Origin of the sequence: Hymenobacter gummosus (assembly GCF_003970915.1) — a bacterium.
Classification (GTDB): Bacteria; Bacteroidota; Bacteroidia; order Cytophagales; family Hymenobacteraceae; genus Solirubrum; species Solirubrum gummosum.
The window spans coordinates 148,859-171,077 of record NZ_RXOF01000016.1; the positions used below are offsets into that span (position 1 = coordinate 148,859).

14 protein-coding genes are annotated in these 22,219 nt (G+C 63.9%); 9 read left to right on the forward strand and 5 right to left on the reverse strand.

The features are described 5' to 3' along the window. Positions 1-462 precede the first annotated feature (462 nt). The 3 genes from EJV47_RS22675 to EJV47_RS22685 form a co-directional block, all read right to left on the reverse strand. Positions 463-1,371: a class I SAM-dependent methyltransferase gene (locus EJV47_RS22675; protein ID WP_126695493.1), complete on the reverse strand. Its 909-nt coding sequence runs from the start codon at positions 1,369-1,371 to the stop codon at positions 463-465. Positions 1,372-1,769: 398 nt separating this feature from the next. Then, a complete protein-coding gene (locus tag EJV47_RS22680) occupies positions 1,770-3,146 on the reverse strand; it encodes an MBL fold metallo-hydrolase (RefSeq protein ID WP_126695494.1) in 1,377 nt (458 codons plus the stop codon). A gap of 477 nt (positions 3,147-3,623) precedes the next feature. Further along, positions 3,624-4,103: a hypothetical protein gene (locus EJV47_RS22685; protein WP_126695495.1), complete on the reverse strand. Its 480-nt coding sequence runs from the start codon at positions 4,101-4,103 to the stop codon at positions 3,624-3,626. 218 nt (positions 4,104-4,321) lie between these two features. Here EJV47_RS22685 and EJV47_RS22690 point away from each other — a divergent pair, with 218 nt between their 5' ends. From EJV47_RS22690 to EJV47_RS22720, 7 genes are all read left to right on the forward strand, one after another. Next, on the forward strand, positions 4,322-5,863 hold the full coding sequence (locus tag EJV47_RS22690; RefSeq protein ID WP_126695496.1) for an amino acid permease: 1,542 nt from the start codon (positions 4,322-4,324) through the stop codon (positions 5,861-5,863). A 422-nt stretch (positions 5,864-6,285) separates the two neighbouring features. Continuing rightward, positions 6,286-6,969, forward strand: a complete 684-nt coding sequence (locus tag EJV47_RS22695; protein ID WP_126695497.1) for a response regulator — start codon at positions 6,286-6,288, stop codon at positions 6,967-6,969. A gap of 377 nt (positions 6,970-7,346) precedes the next feature. Beyond that, positions 7,347-7,559 (forward strand): hypothetical protein, encoded by a 213-nt coding sequence (locus tag EJV47_RS22700; protein ID WP_126695498.1) that lies wholly within the window; start codon positions 7,347-7,349, stop codon positions 7,557-7,559. A gap of 142 nt (positions 7,560-7,701) precedes the next feature. Next, positions 7,702-9,750 (forward strand): RICIN domain-containing protein, encoded by a 2,049-nt coding sequence (locus EJV47_RS22705; protein ID WP_126695499.1) that lies wholly within the window; start codon positions 7,702-7,704, stop codon positions 9,748-9,750. 101 nt (positions 9,751-9,851) lie between these two features. Continuing rightward, positions 9,852-10,769 (forward strand): DUF6929 family protein, encoded by a 918-nt coding sequence (locus tag EJV47_RS22710; RefSeq protein WP_126695500.1) that lies wholly within the window; start codon positions 9,852-9,854, stop codon positions 10,767-10,769. Between the two features lie 774 nt (positions 10,770-11,543). Next, a complete protein-coding gene (locus tag EJV47_RS22715; protein ID WP_126695501.1) occupies positions 11,544-18,512 on the forward strand; it encodes an Ig-like domain-containing protein in 6,969 nt (2,322 codons plus the stop codon). Between the two features lie 387 nt (positions 18,513-18,899). Next, positions 18,900-19,748 (forward strand): oxidoreductase, encoded by an 849-nt coding sequence (locus tag EJV47_RS22720; protein ID WP_126695502.1) that lies wholly within the window; start codon positions 18,900-18,902, stop codon positions 19,746-19,748. A gap of 57 nt (positions 19,749-19,805) precedes the next feature. Here EJV47_RS22720 and EJV47_RS22725 read toward each other — a convergent pair whose 3' ends face one another. Beyond that, positions 19,806-20,387: a hypothetical protein gene (locus EJV47_RS22725; RefSeq protein ID WP_126695503.1), complete on the reverse strand. Its 582-nt coding sequence runs from the start codon at positions 20,385-20,387 to the stop codon at positions 19,806-19,808. A gap of 208 nt (positions 20,388-20,595) precedes the next feature. Further along, positions 20,596-21,225: a hypothetical protein gene (locus EJV47_RS22730; protein WP_126695504.1), complete on the reverse strand. Its 630-nt coding sequence runs from the start codon at positions 21,223-21,225 to the stop codon at positions 20,596-20,598. A 45-nt stretch (positions 21,226-21,270) separates the two neighbouring features. On the opposite strand from EJV47_RS22730, the gene EJV47_RS22735 reads away from it, so the two are divergent. Both EJV47_RS22735 and EJV47_RS29175 read left to right on the forward strand, forming a co-directional pair. After that, complete coding sequence (locus EJV47_RS22735; RefSeq protein ID WP_126695505.1) at positions 21,271-21,993, forward strand: metallophosphoesterase; 723 nt, start codon at positions 21,271-21,273, stop codon at positions 21,991-21,993. A gap of 138 nt (positions 21,994-22,131) precedes the next feature. Continuing rightward, positions 22,132-22,219 (forward strand): transposase-like zinc-binding domain-containing protein (locus EJV47_RS29175; RefSeq protein ID WP_424321812.1); only part of this gene is annotated, 88 nt, incomplete at its 3' end.

Consider the following 22,219-nt stretch of genomic DNA (forward strand, 5'->3'; position numbering starts at 1 on the left):
CAAGCCGCCCCGGTCAGGCTAGTAAACTTACTTACTACCTAGTGGTAGTAAATAAGTTTACATTCGTATTCGACCTGAAAAGTCCTCAAAAGCCAGGTTGTTAGTAGTGCTGATTACCTCAGTTGGTGTTACTTACTTTCAAAGCCCACCCGTTCCGGCCCGACTCAATGCTGCCCCTGATTTCTCGGCGCGGCGGCCGTCGGCAGGTGTCAACGAGCCGCTGGGGGGCTTCTAAGAGTAAAAGTGCCGGCCCGAACACAGAGCCGACCAGGAGGCGCACTCTGCGTTCGGGCCGGTACGGGCCGGGCATTCCGGTGGTGGTTTTGCCGTCCGGCGGTAAGTGCGAACGGCCTGTTGCTGAACCGGAAGCCCAGTTAAATAGCGTTTTCCAAGAACCGCGGTTAGCGCCCCCGCTGCGGTGGGCCCGAGCCGGTTGTCGGTATCCGGACGTGCTGCTCCGGGTCAGCGCTTGCGAAGCCAGATGTTGCCGCCGGAAGCTTCATAGGTTACGGGCATGGCGGCAAACGCTTCCGGGTAGTGAATTTGTAGATAATCCGAGAAGTGAATTATCTCAAATGCGTTATTGTACATCAGGAAGGCGCGTAGAATGTAATTCTCGTTCCAGTTTCGGCCTTCAAAGACCCATTTTTGCGGGTATTCAAACGGGTAAAATATATCGTGGATATGAATAACGACTCCTTTGTTAAGGGCAGGTAAGATATTGAACAAAACGTAGTTTACGTCGCTGTTGCACTTAGAAACGTGCGAGCCGTCAATGAAGAGTATATCGTTTTCCTGTAGCGTGCGGAATTTTTCTAAGCTTATATTTTGAACAATTGTCTCGTGTATTTCAACTCGTTTTTTGTCTTCCGGGCTCAGCAGAGAAAGAAGCCGCTGGGGTTCCGGGTCGATAAACGTAAGCTTAATTTGCTTGTTGAAAAATGCGTCGTTCACATCAAGCATCAAGGCTGAAGTGTGACCGGAACCGGCCTCAATAATTTGCTTGGGCTTAAAATGCCGCAACATAGAGTATAGAATTGTGCCATCGGTTTGGGTAAATAAATCATTGTTGAAATAATAACGTAAGCCGGATTGCTTTTCCGCTTTAAAGGGCATTTCCGGGTAATATTGGGACAGCTCCTTCAATAATACTAATTGCTGATCCGTATTCAAATCAAGGCCCTCAATCTGGGCAACTTGGCGGGGACGCCAAATATCATCAGCTTCTTGCTTGAGCGAGGCAACGTTGACAATTGGTGAGTAATAATGTCCTGGGTGAAAACAGGAATTTTCATAATTATCGACATAGTATTGGTATCGTTTGCCAACAACCGGCATCTTTTTTACTAGAGACTTGATAAAATCGTTCATCGCGCAAAGGCTTGTTGGCAGAAGAGCAAAGGGTTTCGCTCAAAGAAAGAAGATTTTCGTTCAAAACTCAAATAATGATTTAGAACAGTGAAGTATATGTGTCTAAGTGGCGGCTGCGTCGCCTGCTACGCATTTCAGGCCGGCTCAGGGCCGATGGCTGCTGCCGGAAAACCCTCGTCGGGCTAGGGCAAATCTGCATTTGGGGCCGTCCAGAAGTGGATTGCGCTGGCACGCCCGTTCACCAAAACAGCCCGGGCCGGCATGAGCCGAACCGGGCTGTATCAGCCGCTGCCCAGAGGCAGCTACCATGTTGTGCATCCCCCGGCAAAGAACGCCGGGGCGGAATTACCTGCCTTTAGCCTGGGGGCCAGGGGCGGTGAAACCGCCCCTGTATGTTGCTAATGCACCGCCTGCTTCTGAAACTCGGTAATGGCCTCGCCCAGGTCATAGATTTCCGTGCCTTCGGGCAGGGCGGCCTGCAGGATGCTAGCCCCCGCCGCCGAGCGGTAGCCGCCGGCGCAGTGCACCAGCACGGGCTTGTCGGTGGGCACTTCCTGGGCCCGCTCGCGCAGCTCGGGCAGCGGAATCAGCAGGGCCCCGTCGAACACCGGCTGCTTGGCCTCGGTGCGGTTGCGGATGTCGACGATGGTAAACTCTTCCGGGTGCTGGCGCACCCGCTCCACGTCCACGGCGGGGCTGCTGGCAGGCAGCTCGCGGGGCGTGAGCAGGGCCCCCTGGATGTTGCCCTCGTAGCCGATTTTGGCGGTTTTGCGAATCACCGTGTCCAGGGCAATCTGCGAATCGGCGACCAAGTAAAATGGCTCTTTCGGGCCCAGAATCGAGCCCAGCCAGGTTTCAAACTTGCCGCCGTCCATCAGGTTGATAGCACCGGGCAGGTGGCCCTGGCGGAACTGCGCCGCCGGCCGCGTGTCGATGACGAGCACGTCGGCCTCCAGCTCGGCGCCCCCGTTCAGGTGCTTGACGGCCCGCACCGAGTCTTCGAACGCCGGCGCGCCCTGCTTGTTGAGCTGCACGTCGCGGCCGAAGTACTTGGGCACGAAGGGCTGGTCTTCGAGCAGCACCTGAATGAACTCCTCACGGGTCATGGGCTGCAGGGCGTAGTTGGTTTTCAGCTCCTTGGCGATGGTGCTGTCGAGGTCGGTGGACGTGGTTTTGCCGCAGAGGGAGCCGGGGCCGTGGGCCGGGTACACCTTGGTAGCCGGCGGCAGCGTCATGATTTTGTCGCGGGTGCTGTCGTACATCTGCCCGGCCAGCTCCTCGCGCTTGTGGCCGCCCACGGCCTCGTCCTCGCGCAAATCGGGGCGGCCTACGTCGCCCACAAACAGGGTGTCGCCGGTAAAGGCGGCCCGCACCTGGCCCAGCTCATCCACCAGCAGCACGGTAATGGAGTCGGGCGAGTGGCCGGGCGTGTTCAGCGCGTGCAGCTCCACCTGCCCAATGCTGACCCGGTCGCCCTCGTCGAAGCCGCGGTGGGGGTACTGGGCCTTCACCAGGCGGCTCACGTAGATGGCGGCCCCGGTTTCCTGCGCAATTTCCAGGTGCGACGAAACGAAGTCGGCGTGGGGGTGCGTCTCGATGACGGCCACGATGCGGGCTTCCTGCTCGTCGGCAAAATCGTAGTACGGCTGCGGGTCCCGGCCGGGGTCGATGACGGCCATGCGGCCGCCGCTGAGCACGGCGTAGGAAGCGTGGGCCAGGCCCTTGTCGTAAAACTGGTGTATCCTGAAGGGTTGTGTGGAAGGCAGGGGACTCATGGGGGTAAAGTAAGGTGACAACTACCGGCTGGGCTGACAGCAGCCGAGTCTGGCAAAGCGCGGCGGCAGCCGCAAGCACCGCGCCGTTTAGGCGCGGTCTGACAGCATGGCCGGGCAATCAGCCCGAAAGACTGACATTTTCAAATATAACAACCGGCTAAACCCCTGAGTCGGTTAGGTGGATTTAATTTCTGATTAAATGGTGCTATGTGTTTGATTGTTAGATGGTTGATCAATAGTAGGCTCTCCGTAAACTGACGAAAGTCAACGGGCAGCCTCATTCTGGCGACGAAAGACGCCCAAGCCGCTCCCTGGCAATCCGACCCCAGGCCAACCCGCCGCCTCAGACAGACGCACACGGACGTCAAGCTTCAGCCGCTCCCAGCAAAACGCCCGCTCCGGAGCCGGAGCGGGCGTTTGGCTGGGAGCGGCTGTGCGGGGCCTCAGCCGAAACGGAGGCGGCACCGGCACGGGGCGCTAGCTCTTGACTTTGGCTTTGGTCTTGTCGGCCTTGGTTTTCACTTTGCCTTCCTGGCGGGCGTCGCGCATTTCGCCGGCGCGCTCCAGGCGGTCCTCGCGCAGCTGCTGGTACTTGGCGAATTGCTCCGCGCTGAGCACGCCTTTCAGCTGCTCATCGGCGCTGGTGCGGGCGTCCTTCATTTGCTGCATCATGGCTTGGCGGTCGGCGCCAGGGCCCTGGCCGCGCAGGGTTTCCATGCGGTTGGCCTGCCCCAGGAATATTTCGCGCACCTTGGGCTGCTGCTCGGCGCTGAGGCCCAGCTGGGTGGTCAGGCGCTGGGTTTGCATATCGGCGCGCTGCTCGGGCGTGCGCTGCTGCCCGCGGCCCATGCCGCCGGGGCGGTCCTGGTAGGCATTGTCGGCGGCGGGGGAGGTCTGGGCCTGGGCGGTCGAGAAGCTGAGGCCGGCGGCCAGCAAGAGGAAAAGCATCTTTTTCATGGGAAGAAGGTCTGTGGAAAAATCTGCCGGCTTGGATGGCCAGCGGGCCCGCGGGTTTAATTTCCAGCCGAGCCAGCCGGTCCGGGGCAAGTTCCGGCCCAGTGCCCCGCAGGCGCCGGATTCTGCCTATATTCGGGCCCCGGCGTGTCGGCTAGCCGGCCGCGGGCTGTTTTCACGACCAACTTCACTCTCCAATTCTCCCCATCCCAATCATCTAAATGGCAAACATTTTCGCCAAAAAACCCCTCGCCGTGCTGCTGGGCGAAGCCAACGCCTCGGGCGAAGGCGCGCTGAAGCGTACGCTCGGTGCGGCCAGCCTCGTCGCCCTGGGCGTCGGGGCCATCATCGGGGCCGGCCTGTTCGTGCGCACGGCTGCCGCGGCCGCCCAGGCCTCGGGCCCCGGCGTGACGCTGGCTTTCATCGTGGCCGCCATCGGCTGCGCCTTCGCCGGCCTGTGCTACGCCGAATTCGCCGCCATGATTCCGATTGCCGGCTCGGCCTACACCTACGCTTACACCACCATGGGCGAGTTTGTGGCCTGGGTGATTGGCTGGGCGCTGATTATGGAGTACGCCCTGGGCGCGGCCACTGTGAGCATTGCCTGGAGCGAGTATCTAAACAAGCTCTTGGAGGTATTCCACTGGCAAATACCATTCGAGCTGTGCCACGCGCCCTCTGAGGGCGGCTACATCAACCTGCCGGCCGTATTGATTGTGGTGCTGCTGAGCCTGTTGCTGGTGAAAGGCACCCAGGAATCGGCTACGCTGAACTCCTTCCTGGTGGTGCTCAAGGTGGCCGTGGTGCTCGTGTTCATCGTGGTGGGCTGGCAGTTCATCAACCCCGCCAACCACACGCCCTACCTGATTCCTGAAAACGCCGAGCCCGTGGTGAGCGGCGGCAAAGTGGTGCGCGAGTACACCGAGTGGAACAAGCACGGCTGGGGCGGTATCCTCGGCGGGGCGGCCATTGTGTTCTTCGCCTTCATCGGTTTCGACGCCGTTTCGACGGCCGCGCAGGAAGCCAAGAACCCCAAGCGCGACATGCCCATCGGCATCCTCGGCTCCCTGGCCGTGTGCACGGTGCTCTACATCCTGTTCGGCCACGTGCTGACGGGCGTGGCCAACTGGCGCGAGTTTGCCGACCCCAAGCTGGGCGGCGAAGCCTCGGTGGCCTACGCCATCAAAACGCACATGCAGGGCTACGAATGGCTGGGCACGGCCGTCACGGGTGCCATCCTGTTCGGCTTCACTTCCGTGATTCTGGTGATGCTGATGGGCCAGAGCCGCGTGTTCTTCTCCATGGCCAACGACGGCCTGATGCCCAAGGCCTTCTCGGAGCTGCACCCCCGGTTCCACACGCCCTACAAATCCAACCTGATGCTGATGGTGTTCGTGGGCGCATTTGCGGCCTTCGTGCCCGGCTCGGTAGCCGGCGACCTGACCTCCTTCGGCACGCTGCTGGCCTTCGTGCTGGTGAGCATCGGCGTGTGGATCATGCGCCGCACCAACCCCGAGCAGCCGCGGCCGTTCCGCTCGCCGCTGTCGTCGGCCTCGTTCCCGCTGGTGCCCATCCTGGGCGCCCTCATCTGCCTGGCCATGATCCTGGCCCTGGATGCCGCCACCCTGAAGCTGGCTCTGGGCTGGATGCTGATTGGCTTCATCGTGTATTTCATCTACGGCCGGCAGAACTCCAAGCTGCAGAAAGGCATCGTGGTGGTGCCGCAGGAAATGGAGGAACAAGCGTTTATCGAGCAGAAATAGCCGCTTCCCAAAGCCCCAACAAAAAGCCCCGCCGGATTTCCGGCGGGGCTTTTTGTTGGGGCTGGTTAAAAAAAGGCCGAATCAGGGCCGCTGATGCAACCTCCGGGCGGCCGGGCGACTCCCGAGGCGGGTGAAGCGCCGTACCCGGGCGCGGCGACGAAAAAAACACCACGCCGCCGCGGCTGAAAATCCTGCTGCCTGCTGCCAACCAAATCAGCGCCGCCCGGTTGGTGCTGAGTGACTTACAACTGAGCAGCGCCGCCCGCTGAATATTTGCTTAATTTTCTGCGTCAAGCCTAATACAATTTTAGCTGACAGCGGCTCTGACAACGGCGCAATGTAAGCGCGTCAAAACCGTTGGAAGCAGCGCCAGCGCGTCGAATGCTGCTGTTGGCTAGTTTGTCAATCTGTACCCCGGCCGTATGACCGAACCTTTCCCCGAAGCTATTCAGGTGTTGTTGGTAGATGACCACCCGCTGGTCATTGAAGGAATTCAGGCCTTGCTGCGCGACGCGTCCGACATTCGGGTAGCCGCTACGGCTTCCAGCGGCTACGAGGCCCTGCAGCGCCTGCAGGAGCAGCCCGGGCTGCAGGTAGCCATTGTGGACCTCAACATGCCCGGCATGAACGGCGTGGAGCTGCTGCGGGCCATGCTGCAGCAGCACCCGCAGGTACGCGCCATGGCCCTGTCGGTGTACTACGACTACAGCTCCGTGACCGACGTGCTCGAGGCTGGTGGCTCGGGCTATCTGCTCAAAAACACCAGCAAGAAGGAACTGGTGGAAGCCGTGCGCGAGGTGTACGCCGGGCACAACTACTTCAGCCCGGAAGTGGGGGCCACGCTCCTGCAGCACCTGCCCCGCGCCGGTGCCCGGCCCAGCCCCGCCGCCGACGCCCGCGAAGACCGCCCCGTAGAGTTGACGGCCCGCGAGAAAGAAGTGTTGCAGCTCATTGCCCGCGAAATTCCCAGCTCCCGCATTGCCGAGCAGCTGTTCATCAGTGAGCGGACGGTGGAGTCGCACCGCAAAAACCTGCTGACCAAGACCAATTCCAAGTCCGTAGTGGGCCTCATTCAATACGCACTACGCCATAAACTCATCAACTAACACCACCTTACACCTGCATTTCGCCGACCGCGCAGCCCACCCGCTGCGCGGTTATTTTTTTTTCATGGTGATGAGCTGGTATCGGGTCTTCCGGCGACAGAACAAAAAGCTGATTTCCGCCGAAAGGGGGCTGTAAACAGTCGAACACGCTACTACAGTATACAAGTTGTATAGTCTACGTTTTATAACTGAGGAGGTTACAAGAAAAGTACCGAAAGATGAAAATACGTGCTGGTACGGATACCATTCCAGCATAATATTCCCTTATCTTAGCATCGTTCAATAAAATGAAGCTTACTTCATATTGAACAGCGGGTTCACCGGTCGGCCAACCACTGCTCTTTTCCACCACCTCTTCACTCCAAATTGTAACCACCATGGCCTCTAAGATACTCTCCTTCATCTGCCACGTACCCGGCGTGATTCCGGGCGCGTATCCCGCCGTGCCGACCACCGACGCCAGCGCCCCCGGACGCAACGCCAGCAGTGAGCCGCGGCGCGCCACCGCCGACAGCGGCGGGCATTTTACGGCCATCTACGAAAACGAGCGGTTTGTGCGCTTCAAGTACATCAGCAACGCGGCCGGGTAGGTCTGGCCTTGCCTGGTAGTTGCGTGCTTCGAGTCGCCTGGTGCCGCCCGGTTAGCCTTGGCCAACCGGGCGGCGGCATGTCCGGCAGGGCCGCCGGGGCAGATTTCGGCTAACTTGCGCACCGGATCAAGTGTGCTCTGCTATGCCCGTTGCCCCTGCGCTGCTGCGTCGTTTGTTTATCTTGCTTTGGCTCGGCTCCCTGTTGGGGGCCCGCGGCCTGCTGGCTCAAACGGCGCCAACTCCCACCGAAGGCACCTGGTACGGGGTGGTGGCGCGCGGTAGCGGCCGCGCCCTGGAAGTGCGCGGCGCGGCGGCCGAGGCCGGAGCCGCGGTGGTGCAGTGGGAGTTTACCCAGGCCCCGAGTCAGCAATGGCGCTTTGTGCGCATCAGCGCGGGCAGCGAGTGGTTTCGCATCGAGGTGCGCCACAGCGGCAAGTGCCTGACGGCTGAAGGGCCCGCCGACAACGCGGCGGTGGTGCAGCGGCCGTACTCGGGCGGGCTGTTTCAGCAGTGGAAGCTGGTGGCGGCCGGGCCGGTGGGTTGCGCTCAGGTGGTCAGCCGCGGCAACGACGCCTTATGCCTGGCCGTGGCCAATGCCGACAAAGCCAACGGCACCAACGTGGTGCTGCAGCGCTACCAGAACCGCTCGACGCAGCAGTGGCGGCTGTTTCCGTTGCGCCTGCAGGTGGCGGCCAGCGCCCCTACCTTCGGCAAGCCCGCGCCGCTGAGTGCGGCCGTCAACACCCCCGCCAACGAACTGCACCCGGTGCTGACGCCCGATGGCAAGACGCTGTTCTTCGTGCGCACGCGCTTTGCCGGCAACACCGAGGGCGTGGCCGAATCGGGCGACATCTGGACCAGTCAGACCACCGACGGCGGGCAGAGCTGGAGCCCGGCCACCCGCCTCGACGCGCTGAACACCCCGCAGCACAACGGCGTGCAGGCCGTGCTGGCTGGCGGCGACGCCCTGCTGGTGCGCGGCTGGTACGAGCCCCGGGGCGGCGGCTCACGCGACGAAGGGGTGTCGCGGGCGCGGCGCACGGGTGGCAGCTGGGGCAAGATGGAGTCCCTGGAAATCACCAACTACTACTCCACCGGCACGTCCACTACCTTCTTTCAGCCCGCCGACGAGAAGGTGCTGCTGATGAGCCTGGAGCGGGCCGATGGGCAAGGGGGCAACGATTTGTACGTGAGCCTGCCCGACGGGGCCGGGGGCTGGGGCGAGCCGCGTAGCCTGGGGCCGGTGGTCAATTCGCCGGGCTTCGACTTCGCGCCCTGGCTGACGGCCGACGGCAAAACCCTGTATTTCGCCTCGTATGGGCACGCCGGCTACGGCAGCGCCGATATTTTCGTGACCGAGCGGCTCGATGAGACCTGGACGCGCTGGAGTGAGCCGCGCAACCTGGGGCCGAGCGTAAACAGCGCCGGTTTCGATGCCTATTTTCAGTTTGGCCACGACGGCAAATCGGCGTATTGGGCCATGTCGCGCACGGCCAACGGCCCGGCCGACATCGTGCGGGCAGCGGCCGGCCTGACGCCCCCGGCCGACTCGGCCAAGCCCGCCGCTGTGGTGCCGCCCACGGTGCGCGGGCTGGTGGTGGGCAAGGTGCTGGATGCGCGCACGCGCAAGCCGCTGGTGGCCGAAGTAAAGGCCGAACGACTGGGCGGCGACATGGTATTCAACGCTACCGGGCGCAGCGAGGCGTCCGGCGGCAACTTCCAGTTTACGCTGCCGGCGGGCCGCTACCGCGTGGCCGCCACCGCCGGCGGCTTCCTCACCGCCACCGATACCGTGCTGGTGACGGGCCCGCTGAACCTGGAGCTGCTGGTGCTGCCGGCCGCCGTGGGTGCCAAGCTGGAGCTGCCAACCATCATCTTCGCCCAGGGCAAGGCGAGTCTGCTGGCGGGCTCCTACAACGAGCTGAACCGCCTGGCCCGCACACTGCTGGATAACCCCACGGTGCAGATTCGGCTGGAGGGCCACACCGATAACCAGGGCGACGCGCAAAAAAACAAGGACCTGAGCGAGCAGCGCGTGGCCGAGGTCAAGCGCTACCTGACGAGCCGCGGCGTAGGGGAGGAGCGCATCAGCACCATCGGTTTCGGCGGCAGCAAGCCCCGCGCCAGCAACGAGCGGGAAGAAACCCGCCGCCTGAACCGCCGCGTAGAGTTTACCATCACCAAGCAGTAAACGGGGTGACACGTAACAGGTGACACGTAACACGTCGGCTAGCCAGCCAGTACGCACCTGTCACCTGTCACCTGTCACCTGTCACCTGTCACCTGTCACCTATGCAAGCCACCATTCTGCGTGAGGTAACGTTGCCACGCCTGCCCTCTGCCTCGGGCGTGGAGGTGGTAGGCGATACGGCCTACATCATTGGCGACGACGCGCCGCTGCTTTACTGCTTTGATGCGCGGGAGCTGACGGCGGGCCGCACGCTGACCTTGTTTGAAACGGCGCATTTCAGCTCCGGGCGCATTCCCAAGGGCATCAAGCCCGATTTGGAATGCCTGACAGCCGTGACCACCGCCGAGGGCGAAACCGGGCTGCTGGTGCTGGGCTCGGGGGCCACGGCCGCGCGCGAAGTAGGCTACTGGGTGGCGCTGGCCCCCGGTGCCCCCTTGGCCGCCTCGGTGTACCCCCTGTCGCTGACGTCGCTGTACGCGGCCCTGCGGCCACTGCTGCCCCGCGGCATTGAGCTCAACCTGGAAGCCGCGGCGGCTACTCCCGACGAGCTGCTGCTGATGCAGCGCAGCGTGGGCACGGCCGCCGGCAACCTGGTATTTCGCTGCCCCCTGCAGCCGACGCTCGACTTTCTGCGCCACCGCATTCCGCAGGTCCCGCCGCTGAGCGTGCAGCGCTACGAGCTGCCAACCATAGCCGGCAAGCCGGCCGGGCTATCGGGGGCATCGGTATACGCGGGCCTGCTGTTTGTCACGGCCTCGGTGGAGGACACCACCGACCCTGTGGCCGACGGCGAAGTGCTGGGCTCCTTTGTGGGCGTGCTCGACGTGCGGCGGCGCAGCGGGCGGGCCGTGCCCACGGCCCTGGCCCGGCTGGAGCTACCCGGCGGCCAGCCCTACCGCGGCAAGGTGGAGGGTGTGGCGGTACGCCAGCAACTGGGCCCCGGCCGCTACGAGCTGCTGCTCGTCACCGATGACGACCAGGGTGGCTCCACGGCCGTGGTGGTGGAGCTGACCGTCTAAGCCGGGGGCAGCTTGCGCAACAGCCGGCCCAATACTACGGCCGGGCCCGTCGCAAATTGCACCAGCATGGTACCGTTGCGGCCGGGCAAGGTGCTTTGCCAGCGGGGGCACCTCGTCTACAAATTGCACCAGCATGGTGCCGTTGCGGCCCCGGATGCACTTGCCGCGGGCGTCGCGCACGGCCTGGCACGGCTGCCCCACCAGGGCCGCGCCCATGAGGCGGCTCAGCCGGTCGCCGAGGTAACGATAGACAATTGGGGAGGAGGCACGGGGAGAAGGAGGCATACAGGCTGCAACAGCAAACCGCCGCGGTGATGTTCCGCTGTGCCAACGCGCTATGGCCTTCCGAGCCCGGCGCTGCCAGCCGGATGAGCAGACAATGACGCCGGGCCGATGCTGCTGGCGTAGTGGGTTATCGGGTGCTGGCAGCCCGCCGGATTCGCCTGTGAAGACCCAAAAAAGGCAGATTCCCAAAAAAACTTTGGCACCGGAGCAAGGGTATAGGGCCAGTGCTAAGCTTTTGATTCTGTATGTTGTATTTAAATTATGCTGTGGGTTTATTTCGGGAATGGAATTCCCAATTATGGAATTAAGATAAATTAATTTAATATATTGAATAATAGCGTATTGATTTTCCTTGGCATTGAGGTAGGGGAGGCGGTGTGTGTAGTGGTTGGTTAGGATTATTTTGATTTGGTGGCGGTAATTTTATGGTTGAATTGACGGCGGTAATTCGCTGACGATGCCCCATTTGACTTACCAATCATCTACCATATGAGACAAACCTTACGCTTATGGACCTTGCTGGGGGCCATGATTTCGTTGGGGGCGGCAACGCAAGCACAGGCTCAATGCGCGGCAAGCACGCTGGATTTTTCCACGCGTAACAGCGGCGAAACCTGGCAAAGCCGCACCGTTGCTGTGCCGACGGGCGGCACTACCATCAGCAGTGGCAGCTACAGCCCGACCAGTGGCAACACCGTGTTCGACATTGACAACATCAATGGGGCGCGGATGATGTACTGGTACAACGACTACGCCGACGGGGTTGGGACCAACCGCACCTCCTCGGTGACATTTACCTTCAGCCGGGCCGTGTCCGACCTGTCGCTGGTGGTACACGACATTGATGCGGCCGCGAACTTCACCGACCAGGTCAGCTTCGTGGGCAGCGGCGGCGTGCTGCCCACGCTGACGCTCAGCGGCAGTGGCAGCGGCGCCCCGACCGTCAACAGCGGCACGGCTACGGTTACGGGTACGGCCAACGTTACCGATAACACCCAGGGCTCGGTAACGGCCTCGTTTGGCAGCCCGGTGACGTCGGTGACGATTACCTACCGCAACGCGGCCAATACCGATGTCCCGGCCGGGCAGGCGGTGGGTATCGGCCGCATCAGCTGGTGCCGCGCCCTGCCGGTGGCCAACGACGTGACCAACAGCAGCACCCTGCAGAACACGGCCGCGCAGACCAGCATCAACGGGCTGAGCAGCACCGTGGATGGCAGCGTAACCCGTTATAATGTGACGCAACTGCCTTCGGCCAACGAGGGCATACTCTACTACGCTTCGTCGACGACGATTTTCGGTACGACGTACTCGCCCGTGCAGCTCAGCACCGACCTGACGACCTCCCAAGCTGGTTCGTTGCGCTTCGACCCGGCCGTGAGCTTTGCGGGCGGCAACGCCACCTTCCGCTACACCGTCACCGACAACTTCAACGCGACGTCGGCCCCGGCCACCTTTAGCATCCCGATTCAGGCCATTGCCCTCACCAGCGGGGCCAGCTGCGGCGCTTCGTACCTCGACGGCAGCACCCACACCGGCCTGACGGCGGAGTACTACAACGGCTACTTCAACGACGATATGGGCTTCTTCGCGAGCCGCACGCCCGCGCTGCGTCGCTTCGATGCCCACCTGGACTTCACCACCAACGCCAGCTGGGGTAGCCTGGTAACGGCCGGCGCCGGCACCGGCTCCGACGCCAACCCGGAAAACTTCAGTGCCCGGTACCGCGGCAGCATCTACATTCCGAATACGGGCAGCTACACCTTCTACCTGAACTCCGACGACGCCTCCTACCTGTGGCTGGACGAGGCGGCGCTGGCGGCCGTGCCCACGGCCGCTTCGGCCACCATCAACCACGGCACCGCCCACAACCTTAGTAAAAAAGCCAGCGCCAGCATCACCTTGTCGGCGGGCATGCACAACCTGCTGATTTTCTACGGCGAAGGCAGCACCGATAACGCCCTGACCTTCACCTTTGCCGGGCCCGGTACCGGCGGCGAGCAGCTGGTACCGACTTCCTACCTGTGCGCCGGTCCCGGCAAGCTGCCGCCCCGCGCCAACAACGTGACCAGTACGCTGCCCGCCATCGGCTACGCGCTGGCCCCGCTCAGCGGCACCGACGCCGACGGCTCGGTGGCCAGCTTTACCATCGAAACCGGGCCGGCCAACGGCACGCTGCAGCTGAACGGGACGCCCATTGCGGCCTACCAGAGCATTCCGGTGGCCCAGGCCGGCAACCTGACCTTCGTGCCCAACCCGGGCTACGCTGGCACGACCAGCTTCACCTACCACGCCTACGACAACCTGGGCATGCGCTCGGCGACGCCGGCCACCTACACCATCAATGCCCCGAACCGCGCGCCGCTGGTCGGCAACGACTCGCGCGACGTGCCGCTGAACACCACCGTGAGCGGTAACGTGGTGCTCAACGACTCCGACCAGGAGCAGAACGCCTTCACCGTAACGCTGGGCACCGCGCCCGCCCACGGCACGCTCACGCTGAACCCCAACGGCACCTACAGCTACACGCCCAACACCGGCTACACCGGCCCCGACAGCTTCACCTACACCGCCTGCGACAACGCGACACCCTCGCTCTGCTCGGGCGCGGCCACGGTGAGCCTGCGCGTGTTCAGCACCAGCACGGCCTGCACCTCGGCCACCGGCACCAACCTGCTGCAGAACCCGGCGTTCAGCAGCGGCAACACCGGCTTCACCACCAACTACCGCTACGTGGCCTCGGGCTACGTGGCCGGCGACGGCGCCTCGGGCCTGTACCCGGAGGGCACCTACGCCGTGGGCGCTAATGCCAGCACCTTCCACCCGAACTTCCAGGGCACGGGCCACACCGGCGGCACCGGCGACAATTTCCTGATGGTAAACGGGGCGGCTTCCATTCGCACGCTGTACTCGCAGACGGTGACCGTGCAGCCGGGCCGCTACTACACCTTCTCGGCCTTCTTCAACAACCTGCTGGCCCCGGGCAGCAACGGCGGCGTGCCGGAACTGGGCTTTGTCATCAACGGCGAATCTGTATCGGGCACCATCGCCCTGAACGAGTCGCCCGACCAGTGGGTGAGGTTTTCCGACGTGTGGTACTCGGGCAGCAGCACCTCGGCCACGTTTGAAATCCGCAACGTGAGCACCGCCCTCGGCGGCAACGACCTGGCCGTCGACGACGTGTACTTCGGCTCCTGCAACCTGGCCCCCACGGCCGTGGCCGACGCGGCCACCCTGAGCAGCGGCAGCAGCGTGACCATCAACGTGCTGAGCAACGACGTGGACCCGGAAAGCAGCTTCAACGCGGCGACCATCGACCTGAACCCCAACCAGAGCGGCCAGCAAACCACGCTGAGCGTGACGGGCGGCACCTTTGAGGTGGTCAGCGGTCAGGTGCGCTTTACCCCGACCAGCGGCTTCGTGGGCACGGCTACGGCCAGCTACACGGTGCAGGACACGGGCGGCGCCCCCACCAACCAGGCCAACATCGTGGTGACGGTGCCCCCGACCACCGCCGACTTGGCCCTGAACCTGACGGCTCCCGCCAGCGGCGCGACCGTAACGGCCGGCCAGTCGGTGACCTTCACCCTGACGACCACCAACAACGGCGCGGCTGCCGCCAGCGGCGTGGCGCCCACGCTGCAGCTGCCCGCCGGCCTCACCGGCCCGGGTACGGGCGGCGCGCTGACCTTCAGCAACGGCGGTAACTACGACGCGGCCACCGGCCTGGTGACCTTCCCCGTTACCAGCCTCGCCAACGCGGCCACCCTGACCAACGGCGTGACCTTCCTGGCGCCCGGCGCGGGCCCCATCAGCGGTGCAGCCGGCGTGACGGCCACCACGCCCGACGCGAATACCGCGAACAACACCGCCAGCGCCACCATCAACGTGGCCGCCGGCTTCGACCTGACCACCGCCATCGGCGGCCCGGCCAGCGCCGGTACCAGCACGGCCCTCACCTACACCGTGGTGACGCGCAACGCCGGCCCCTCGGCCGCCACGGGCGTGACGCAGACCGTGAGCCTGCCCGGCAACCTGACGGGCCTGTTCGTGTCGAACAACGGCACCTACGCCTACAGCGCGGGCACGAACACCACCGTGGTGACCTTCCCCGAGCTGAGCATGCTGCCCGCCGGCCAGACGGTGAGCAACACCATCACGGTCCCGGCGCCGGCCTCGGCCGGCACCTTCGCCGCCACGGCCAGCGTGGCCGCCAGCGGCGAAACGACGACCAGCAACAACTCGGCTTCGGCCTCGACGACCGTCAACGCTACTTCCGGCACGCCCGCCAACCTGCTGGTAGCCGTGGCCGCCACCAGCAACGGCTCGGCCGTAAGCAGCGTGGCCCCCGGCGCCCCGCTGACGCTGACCATCACGGCCACCAACGCCGGTCCCGGCCCGGCTAGCGGCGTGGTGGGCCGCCTGGCCCTGCCGGCCGGGCTCGACCCCGCTTCGCTCACCATTTCGGGCGGCGGCAGCTACGATGCCGCTACCGGCGTGGTAACCTGGAACGCGGGCACGCTGACGGCCGGCACCAGCCTGACGGCTACCGTGCAGCTGGCCGCCCCGGCCTACGGCCCGGTACTGGCCGCCGCCAGCCTGAGCAGCACTTCCGCCGACGCGGTCATGGGTGACAACGCGGCCACTGCCGTGGTGACCATCAACCCCACCGCCGACGTGGCCACCAGCATTGTGGGCCCGACGACGGTAACGGCCGGCCAACGCGTGAGCTACACCGTGACGACGCGCAACAACAGCGGCAGCACCGCCTACAACGTGCAGCAGCTGGTGCGCCTGCCCCCGGCCGTGGCCAACCTGAGCTACACCAGCAACCTGCCCGCCGGCACCGTGGACGTGCAGCCCAACCAGACGCTGCTAAGCTACCCGGTGGTGAGCAGCCTGGCCCCCGGCCAGTCGTTTACCAACACCATTACCTTCGACGCCCCGGCCGCCGGCTCGTTCCAGCCCCTGGCCTACGTGACCAGCGGCACCGCCGACAACGTGGCCAGCAACAACACCAGCGCGCTGACCGTGACGACCAGCCGCGCCTCCGACGTGACGGCGACGGTGAGCGGCCCGAGCGTGGTGGTGAGCGGCACGCCCGTGGTGTACGCCATCCGCACCCTGAACACCGGCACCTCGCCGGCGGCCAGCGTGAGCACCACCGTGCAGCTGCTCACCGACTTGAGCGGCGTAGTCGTGCGCGACGAAGCCGGGACGGTAATCAGCGGGGCCTACAACGCCAGCACCGGCGTAGTGACCTTCCCCACGACCACCGATATGGCCGTGGGTCTGGCCGGCGCCCTCACGCGCACCATCAGCTTCACTGCCCCCGATGTGGCGGCCCTCAACGTGACGGCCGTGGCCGGCGTGAGCAGCACCACCAATGACCTGAGCCGCAGCAACAACACGGCGACCTTCAGCACCAGCGTGCTGCGCCCGACCACCGCGGCCCAGGATCTGAGCGTGGCGCTGAGCAGCGGCGCCAGCCAGACGGCCGGCCAGTCGCTGACTTACACCCTGACGACGACCAACAACAGCTCGACGGCGGCCACCAACGTGGTGCAGCAGGTGGTGCTGCCCGCCGGCCTGAGCGGCGTAACGGCCACCAACGGCGGCTCCTACGACCCTGCCACCGGCCTGGTAACCTTCCCGGTGCTGAGCACCCTGGCCGGCAGCGGCACCCAGACCAACACCATCACGCTGACGGCCCCCGGCGCCGGCCCGCTGACGGCCGTGGCCAGCGTGGGCTCGGCCAGCAGCGACGGAACGCCCGCCAACAACACGGCGGTGAGCAGCGTGGCCATTACGCCCGTGGCCAACGTGCGCACGGTGGTGCGTAGTGCCGGCACGGCCCTCACGGGCACCGCGTTGGCCGGCCAGCCCGTCACCTACCTGGTGCGCGTGCTGAACGACGGTCCTTCGCCGGCCGCCAACGTGGGCTTCCGGGTGCAGATTCCGAGTGGCCTGTCCGGGGTAAGCGCGCCGGGCGGCAGCTACGACATGGGCACCGGTTTCGTGACGTATCCGGCGGCTACCTCGCTGCCGGTGGGGCAGGAAGCTTCCCTGGCCTACACCATTACGTTTGCGGCCCCGGCCACCTCGTACGGCGTCACGGCCACGGCTACCACCAGCACCACGCAGTCGAACAGCGCTGATGACTCGCAGACCTACACCACCACGCTGCTGAACCAGGCGCCGGTGGCCGACATGAAGCAGAACGCCCTGACGGCCCCCGACGGCAACACGGCCACCTCGCCGCTGCCGATTTCGCCCCTCAGCGCCCGCGACGCCGACGGCAGCATTGCCAGCTTTGTGCTGACCGCGCTGCCCGCCAGCGGCCAGGGCACGCTGTTCTACGCCGCCGACGGGACCAATTTCAGCCCCGTAACCCTGACCAACGGCCGCTTCAGCCTGCCCGCCGCCAACGCCGGCAACCTGCGCTTCCGGCCGGCCAGCGGCTTCGTCGGCAACGCCTTCTTCAGCTACCTCGCCGTCGACGCGTCCGGGGCTGAATCGGCCGCGGTGCTCTACAGCCTGCCCGTGGGCGCCGACAACGCCGCCGTGTACACGGCCGCTCCGGCCAAAGGCGGTACGCTGGAAAATGCTTACCAGACCGGGGACGTGATTACCAGCGTGGCCGACGCCAACGGAGCCGAGTACAGCTTCAACAGCGCCACCACCCAGACGACGGTAACCGACACCGGCGTGCGCACCGCCACCACCGACGCGGCCGGCACTGCCACCCTGAGCGGGCTGGGCCTGGCGCTGAGCCCGACCACCGGCGCCATCACCGTGCAGAACCGCACCCTGCTGCGCGCCGGCTCGTACTCGCTGAGCGTGACGACCGTGGACGAGTACGGCGGCGTGACCACGCAGACGGTGCCCTTCAGCATCGGCCTCGGCCCGCTGCCGGTGGAGCTGGTGAGCTTCGAGGCCGCCGCCCGGCAGCAGGACGCCCTGCTGACCTGGCGCACGGCCCAGGAGAAGAACAACGAGCGTTTCGACGTGGAGCGCAGCCTCGACGGGGTGACGTATGAGCAGGTGGGTGAGCTGGCCGGCTACGGCCACAGCACCACGGCCCGGCAGTACCGCTTCGTGGATGCCGGGGCCGCCCGTCCCGGTCAGCAGCTCTACTACCGCCTGCGCCAGGTCGACTTCGACGGCACGGCTACCACCTCCGAGGTGCGCGTGGTGAGCTTCGCCAAAGCCGCTACCGTGGAGCTGAGCCTGTTCCCGAACCCGGCCACCGACGTGGTGCGCGTGCGCCTGACGGGCAGCACTGGCGCGGCCCAGGCCACGCTGTACAGCGCCACCGGCCAGCTGCTGCGCAAGCAGGGCTTCGATGCCGCGCAGGCTGCTACCCTGGACGTGCAGACGCTACCGGCCGGCACCTACCTGCTGCGCGTGCAGGCCGCCGACGGCACCGTGTACACCCAGCGTCTGGTGAAGCAGTAAACGCTGCCACACCTCGGTTTGAAAAAGCCGCTGCCTGATTTCGGGCGGCGGCTTTTTTGTTTGGGGAGTGAGGCGGGTAGATAAAATAGCACGTCATCCTGAGCAGAGCGAAGGACCTTGCTCTCACCACGCACCAACTGAGAAGCGCAGCCACCTACGCCCCGAGGTAGCGGCGCTCCTTTTCGCCATTGTTGACGGAGCGTCCGCGCATTGGTATCAGCGGTGGTGCAGGGGCGGAGAAAGGTCCTTCGCTGCGCTCAGGATGACGTGCTGTGTTGCCCGATGCCGAAGCCAACCCGCCCAAACATAATCCGGCGGCTGGCGGTTGAAGAAGCCCGCCGCGCCACGCTGGCCCGGTTCCCGTCACCCATACCCGCGTAAAAGCGCATGTCCGCAACTCCCAAACACTGGTTTATTACCGGCGTCAGCACCGGCTTCGGGGCTGTGCTGGCCGAGCTAGCCCTCCAGAATGGCGACAAAGTAGCCGCCACCTTCCGCCAGCAGGAGCAGGCCGACGAGTTCAATCAAAAAGCCGGTGAAAACGGCCGCGGCCTCGTCTGCGACGTGACCGACGAAGCCCAGGTCAAGCAGGCCGTAGCCGCGGCCATCCAGGCCCTCGGTCACCTCGACGTGGTGGTCAACAACGCTGGCTACGGCTCCCTGGGTAGCATCGAGGAAATCGACGACGCGGAGGTGAAACGCCAGTTCGAGGTGAACGTGTATGGGCCCCTGCGCGTGCTGCGGGCCGTGCTGCCCCACCTGCGCGAACGGCGCAGCGGCCACGTCCTGAACATCACCAGCATCGGCGGGCTGAAAACCTTCCCCGGCGTGGGCGTCTACAACGCCAGCAAGTTTGCCCTCGAAGCCCTCGGCGAAAGTCTGGCCCAGCAGGTCGGCCCGCTGGGCATCAAAGTCACCAACATCGAGCCCAGCGGCTTCCGCACCGACTGGGCCGGCCGCTCGGCCAACGTGGTCAAAACCAACATTTCCGACTACGAGGAAACCGTGGGCAAGAACCTGGCCGGCATTCAGGGCTACAGCGGCCGCCAGCCCGGCGACCCGCAGCGCGCCGCCCAGATCATGTTCGACCTCGTGCGGCAGGACAACCCGCCGCTGCACCTGCCGCTGGGCAAAGCCGCCGTCAAAGGCGCCCGCGACAAGTTCACCGCCCTGGTGCAGGAGCTGGAAAGCGTGGCCAGCCTCGGCGAGTCGGCCGATTTTCCGGAAGGGCAGTAGGCTGACTTTGCCTGACAAAAGCCCCTTGGCTGCCAAGTTGAGGGGCTTTTTGCAGCTTTAGCAGAGTGTGCTGACGAAGAACTTCTGAGCAATAAGGTAATTGCGGCCGATAAGCAGGAGCTGATATGGGTCTGTACCAGGAATGCTGGACGAGTGGGCCGCCGGTGGTTTGAAGTACGTTTCCACGCCGTGCCGGGCACAGATGTCGGCTATGGCCCGGACCGCCCCAACGGGTGCGCTATTGAGGATGATGCCGCCGGTGCGTGTCAGGTCGGGGACAAGGTTGCAGGCCTGCAGCCGCCACCACCACATGGCCCAGGTAGGCGGTGCAAAGTCGTACCACTCTCCGGCCTGGGCCCGAATTTCCTGACGAATAGCCGTTAGCAGGGCCGGGGCATCGGTAAGGTAGCGCGGAGTGGCCCGGGCCATCAAGGTGGCCGCCGGCCCCTGTACTCCGCTCAGCAGCGGGTGCTCGTGGTGAAAGGAAACCCGGCCGCGGCTGCCTCGCCGCAGGTAGGCGCTGATTTTGCCCCGAAAGTCAATGCGGTGAACTTCGGTGTCCGTAACCAGTTCGAGGTAGGTGCTCTGGGTATAGCGAATCAGGCCCGAAGGATACAGCTGGGCAAATTGAGTCATCATGCCCGGAAGCTAACGGCCAAGCAGCTTGCAAAGCAAACCGCAAACAAAAGCCCCTCGGCAGCACTGCCGAGGGGCTTTTGTTGTACCCAGAGCCGGGGTCCTATTGAAGCCTGAAAATGACGCTACAAGTGGTTGAAAAACTGTTTGTTGCGTGTGGTGTAAAGATAGGCAAAAACTGTTTTGGTAGTGGCATTGGTAGCGCACTCAGTTATCTAGGTTTTTTGAGGAATTGTGGGGGCAGTTTTGCGGACGAATTACCTATCAGTGTGCTCACGAAAAACCGGCGGGCAATTAGGTAGTTACGGCCGATAAGGAGCAGTTGATAAGGTGGAGCAGCGGATAGGGAAACAAAACGGTCCCAGGCTGGACGCCAGTAAGTTTCTACCCCGTGTTCGGCGCAAATAGCGGCAATAGCCTCGGCTACGGAGACTGGCACGCTCTCCAGAATGATGCCCCCGGTACGAGTCAGGTCCGGGCGCACGTTATGTGCCGCTAACCGATGCCACCACATGGACCAAGTGGCGGGCGCGAAGCTGTACCACTCGCCAGCCTGAGCCTGCAGTTCTTGGCGAATGGCCGCCAGCAGGGCTGGGACGCTAAGTAAGGGGTAGGGAGTAGCCCGGGCCATTAAGCTGGTTAAGGGGCCGTGGACACCATTGAGCAGGGGGTGGTCGTGGTGGAAGGAGACGGGGCCGTGGGTGCCGCGCTGCAGTCGGGCGCTGAGTTTGCCCACGAAGTCGATGCGGTGGACTTCGGTGTCGGTGACGAGTTCGAGGAAGGTGCTTTGGGTGTATCGGATTAGGCCGTAAGGATAGAGCTGAGCAAATTGCGACATCATGGCCGGAAGCTACTGGGTTTTCGGCAGTCAAGTAACCGGTTGCTGATGCGCGTGCTTGTTATCCCTGATATTCATGGCCGCACCAACTGGGTGCCGCTGGTGACTGAGTTCCTGGCCGGAGCTGAGGCGGCTGATCGGGTCGTGTTTTTGGGTGACTACAACGACAGCTTCACGGTGCCGGACGACGTGATGCTGGATAACTTCATTGATGTATTGCTGCTGAAAGAGCGGGAGCCGGCGCGCGTGGTGCTGTTGCTCGGCAACCACTGCTTTCCTTACCGGTTCTGGCCGCAGTTTCAGTGCTCGGGTTTTCGGCCCACACTGGCGCCGGCGTTGCATCTGCTGTACAAGCATCATAGCGAGTATTTCCAGATTGCCTATCAGGCGAGACCCTACTTGTTTACCCACGCTGGCGTGTCGGAAATGTGGCTGGAAGTAAACCGATTGGCTATTCGGATACTGTGCGGTCGTTACGCGACGACGGAGAACCTGGCGGCGGTGCTCAATCAGCTGTTGACGAGTGAAGAAGGTCGGCGGCTGTTGTGGCAGGTGTCGGGTTACAACGGCGGGCGCGACCGGGTAGATGGTCCGCTGTGGGTACGACCGGTGCACCTGCGGCGAGGGCTGCTACCGGGTGTTATTCAGGTAGTGGGGCACACGCTGATGCCGGATATCGTGAGGGAGGTAGACGACGTGGCGCAGACCGGCGTGCTATTCACAGATTGCCACGACCGACGGCCGGAAGAGGTATTGACTTTGGAGCTTTAACCCGTCGGAATGAGCCGAGCTAATTGGTAGGGTGGCGCCTGGATGGGCGGCGGCGCATACCAGCGTCATACCTAAACCATACTTAAAGCATACTCCAGCGGTGGTGGCCCAAGTAGGGTGTTAGCCGTATAAGCGGGTATGGATACCTGCCCGCACTGCCGCTCAACGAAGTTGCGCAAACACGGCTTGGCCCGTAACGGCAAGCAACGCTATTGCTGCCCAGATT

Excerpts from the sequence above, each read along its gene's own strand:
- EJV47_RS22675 (WP_126695493.1), bottom strand. The coding sequence starts at position 1,371 with ATGAACGATTTTATCAAGTCTCTAGTAAAAAAGATGCCGGTTGTTGGC.
- EJV47_RS22690 (WP_126695496.1), top strand. The coding sequence starts at position 4,322 with ATGGCAAACATTTTCGCCAAAAAACCCCTCGCCGTGCTGCTGGGCGAA.
- EJV47_RS22735 (WP_126695505.1), top strand. The coding sequence starts at position 21,271 with ATGCGCGTGCTTGTTATCCCTGATATTCATGGCCGCACCAACTGGGTG.
- EJV47_RS22715 (WP_126695501.1), top strand. The coding sequence starts at position 11,544 with ATGAGACAAACCTTACGCTTATGGACCTTGCTGGGGGCCATGATTTCG.
- EJV47_RS22720 (WP_126695502.1), top strand. The coding sequence starts at position 18,900 with ATGTCCGCAACTCCCAAACACTGGTTTATTACCGGCGTCAGCACCGGC.
- EJV47_RS22730 (WP_126695504.1), bottom strand. The coding sequence starts at position 21,225 with ATGATGTCGCAATTTGCTCAGCTCTATCCTTACGGCCTAATCCGATAC.
- EJV47_RS22710 (WP_126695500.1), top strand. The coding sequence starts at position 9,852 with ATGCAAGCCACCATTCTGCGTGAGGTAACGTTGCCACGCCTGCCCTCT.
- EJV47_RS22705 (WP_126695499.1), top strand. The coding sequence starts at position 7,702 with ATGCCCGTTGCCCCTGCGCTGCTGCGTCGTTTGTTTATCTTGCTTTGG.
- EJV47_RS22695 (WP_126695497.1), top strand. The coding sequence starts at position 6,286 with ATGACCGAACCTTTCCCCGAAGCTATTCAGGTGTTGTTGGTAGATGAC.
- EJV47_RS22680 (WP_126695494.1), bottom strand. The coding sequence starts at position 3,146 with ATGAGTCCCCTGCCTTCCACACAACCCTTCAGGATACACCAGTTTTAC.
- EJV47_RS22685 (WP_126695495.1), bottom strand. The coding sequence starts at position 4,103 with ATGAAAAAGATGCTTTTCCTCTTGCTGGCCGCCGGCCTCAGCTTCTCG.
- EJV47_RS22700 (WP_126695498.1), top strand. The coding sequence starts at position 7,347 with ATGGCCTCTAAGATACTCTCCTTCATCTGCCACGTACCCGGCGTGATT.
- EJV47_RS22725 (WP_126695503.1), bottom strand. The coding sequence starts at position 20,387 with ATGATGACTCAATTTGCCCAGCTGTATCCTTCGGGCCTGATTCGCTAT.